The organism is Mesorhizobium sp. M1143, assembly GCF_040318435.1.
Lineage (GTDB): Bacteria > Pseudomonadota > Alphaproteobacteria > Rhizobiales > Rhizobiaceae > Mesorhizobium.
Genome location: NZ_JAMYMJ010000148.1, coordinates 1 through 2,307, shown reverse-complemented (window position 1 = coordinate 2,307; position 2,307 = coordinate 1). Strand labels below are relative to the sequence as shown.

At 56.8% G+C, this 2,307-nt stretch carries 3 protein-coding genes; 2 read left to right on the top strand and 1 reads right to left on the bottom strand.

The window, feature by feature from the left end; genetic code table 11:
• Together NKH35_RS31400 and NKH35_RS31395 are read left to right on the top strand one after the other, a co-directional pair.
• Positions 1 to 232, top strand: a 232-nt coding sequence (locus NKH35_RS31400) for a hotdog family protein (protein WP_502907020.1), incomplete at its 5' end; no start/stop codon positions are given.
• A gap of 1,088 nt (positions 233 to 1,320) precedes the next feature.
• Positions 1,321 to 1,887 (top strand): SET domain-containing protein-lysine N-methyltransferase, encoded by a 567-nt coding sequence (locus tag NKH35_RS31395; protein ID WP_352917539.1) that lies wholly within the window; start codon positions 1,321 to 1,323, stop codon positions 1,885 to 1,887.
• 205 nt (positions 1,888 to 2,092) lie between these two features.
• On the opposite strand, the gene NKH35_RS32130 is transcribed toward NKH35_RS31395, so the two are convergent.
• Positions 2,093 to 2,307, bottom strand: a 215-nt coding sequence (locus NKH35_RS32130; protein WP_502907019.1) for a hypothetical protein, incomplete at its 5' end; no start/stop codon positions are given.

Genomic DNA, 2,307 nt, shown 5'->3' with positions numbered 1-2,307 from the left:
CTGCAAGATGGGTGTCAACTATGGCTTCGAATCGCTGCGCTTCTTGGCGCCGGTGAAAACCGGTTCGCGCATCCGCACCCGTTTCGTACTGGCCGACGTCAAGGTCAGGCCGTCGGGCTGGGTGCAGACGGCGCTGGGCGTGACGATTGAGATCGAGGGCTCGAAAAAGCCGGCGCTGACCGCGCGCTGGTTGACGCTGACGCTGATCAAACGCCAGCCGGAGGCGGCCTGAATTGCTCAACGAACGTCCGCAGAGACGATCTTCAGGTGCCGGGGCGATGTAGGCGACCAGTGCGCACCGATCGGCAACGCGGCCACGGGGGTCGGCTAGATAGAGTGGCAGGAATGCCTAATCGGGGCTCCGTCTCGGAAGGGGCGTCGATGTATCGGAAGCGCGTCGCCTTTCGGCGCCGCCTTCCTTCTTCACGAAGGTCCATGGAGGATTGCCGACCACGGGGTCGAAAGATCGGCTTGTGATCGGAGTGGGCAGATCCACCCCGACTGAACCTGCCTCAAATAGGGTGTTATCGATCAACCGGGCCCAACTTGACGTCGCGGGTGCCGCTGATGGACCCGCGCCTGGTCGAGTTGGTGCGTCAACGCGTCCCGAACGCGACCGCGCCTCCAACGGCCCACGCTCGCCGCCTACCTGCTGCAAATCGCCATGCGTGGAGGCTATCTCGCCGGCAAACATAATCCGCCTCCCGGCAACATGGTCGCCCGGCGCGGCATGACCCGCTTGCACGACATCGCCTTCGGCATCTCCATTGAATCAAGCCGACGATGTGGGTAATCGAAAGGCGGTGAAGGCCTAGCCGGAGGCGTACGCAGCGCAATCCAGTTGCGCAACAGGTTCGCATTCACGCCGTACGCCAGCGCAAGCCCGCGACCGAAACCCCGGGCTCAAGACACGCTTTGATCAGACGGGCCTCACGACCGGGTCAGACTGACGATTGCCGTCCCCAGCACCGTGATGACCGCAACCTTTCCACTGCCAAGTTCGTCCATCTCTTGCATTGATAATGGACACATCTCTGCGATCCTGCTCACAAAGGCCTATGTGCAGAAATTGAACGCTTACCGACATTTCTGTCGGGTTTGTCGAGTCCGCCCGACCGGCTGCAAAGCCTTTTCATGTCCGGTCTCGGGAAAAATAGCTGAACAGCAAGGAAACCTCTTGCTTCAGCTCGTGTCATCCTAATGGGCACAAATTTTGAATGTACTTCGTTGCCGAACCGGTACCGCCTGCCGCCATTCACACGGCAGGCGTTCGAAAGCATTAGATGCTCTAGATCAGCGTCTAATTAAAAGGATCGCGTTATGCCGAATAAAAAGAAGAAATCCTATTCCCTATTGAAAGATGATGCTGTATGCGCAAGAATAATCAATACACGTAACACGAAAATCTTCGATACAGGCAGCAACAAAGGGAGTGGCGTCTTCTCTGCTCGTCAATTCTTGCCAGGTGAGGTTGTCATGATTGGTTTAATCGACCGTTTGGAGGAAGTGAGGACGATATACACAATTCAAATGGATTGGAATGTCCACGCTCTCTTTCAGGAGCCAGCTATCCGTTCGAACCATTCTTGTAATCCTAATCTAGCGATCGTGCCTAACCGATTCGGAGCCTATGATTTTATCGCTATTCAGGAAATCTCTCGTGACGTCGAATTGACCTGGGATTATGCTACCTCAGAGAGCGAGAGTATCGCGGTACCAGTCTGTCTTTGTTCAGCGGCAAATTGCCGAAAATCTGCCGGAGGCTTCTTCACGTTGCCTCCGGATCATCCGATGCTCTCTGCAGGGTTCTACGCTCCCTATCTCCAACGGAACTCTGGACGGTTTCCGAGGGGGATAGGAATGTTTGCAGAGTTGGTTGGCTCCTAGTACACCTCCGCTGAAGTTGCGACTCGTTGGGTTCTGGCGGCGCGCATTTGGTGACACACTTTGGGTGATTCGCAGCCTGAGAAGCACGCTATGTCGCGCCATTCTGCCCCGCTCACGCTCAGCGCCGAGGCTCAGCTCGCTGGACCGCTTGATCCGCCATTCGACACTCCAGCAACTGGCGCTTTGGGCGCGGACGATCGTGCTGTCAGCCGATGGCGTCGGCGTTTGTGACGGCGCGGTTCCGATTAGCCACTGGAGCGCGAGCGATCTGGCGCGCGAGGCGGTACGACGCGGCATCGTCACATTCATCTCGCCCCATCATGAACTGACCCCATAAAGTTGGACGGTTCATTGAGTTGGTAGGTTTAATGGCTGGTTCCTGTATTGCACAGGGGCCAGCCCTTTCAGTTTCAGTTTGAT

What these genes read in the sequence shown, in the direction of transcription:
- NKH35_RS31395 (WP_352917539.1), top strand. Translation starts at nt 1,321, where the DNA reads ATGCCGAATAAAAAGAAGAAATCCTATTCCCTATTGAAAGATGATGCT.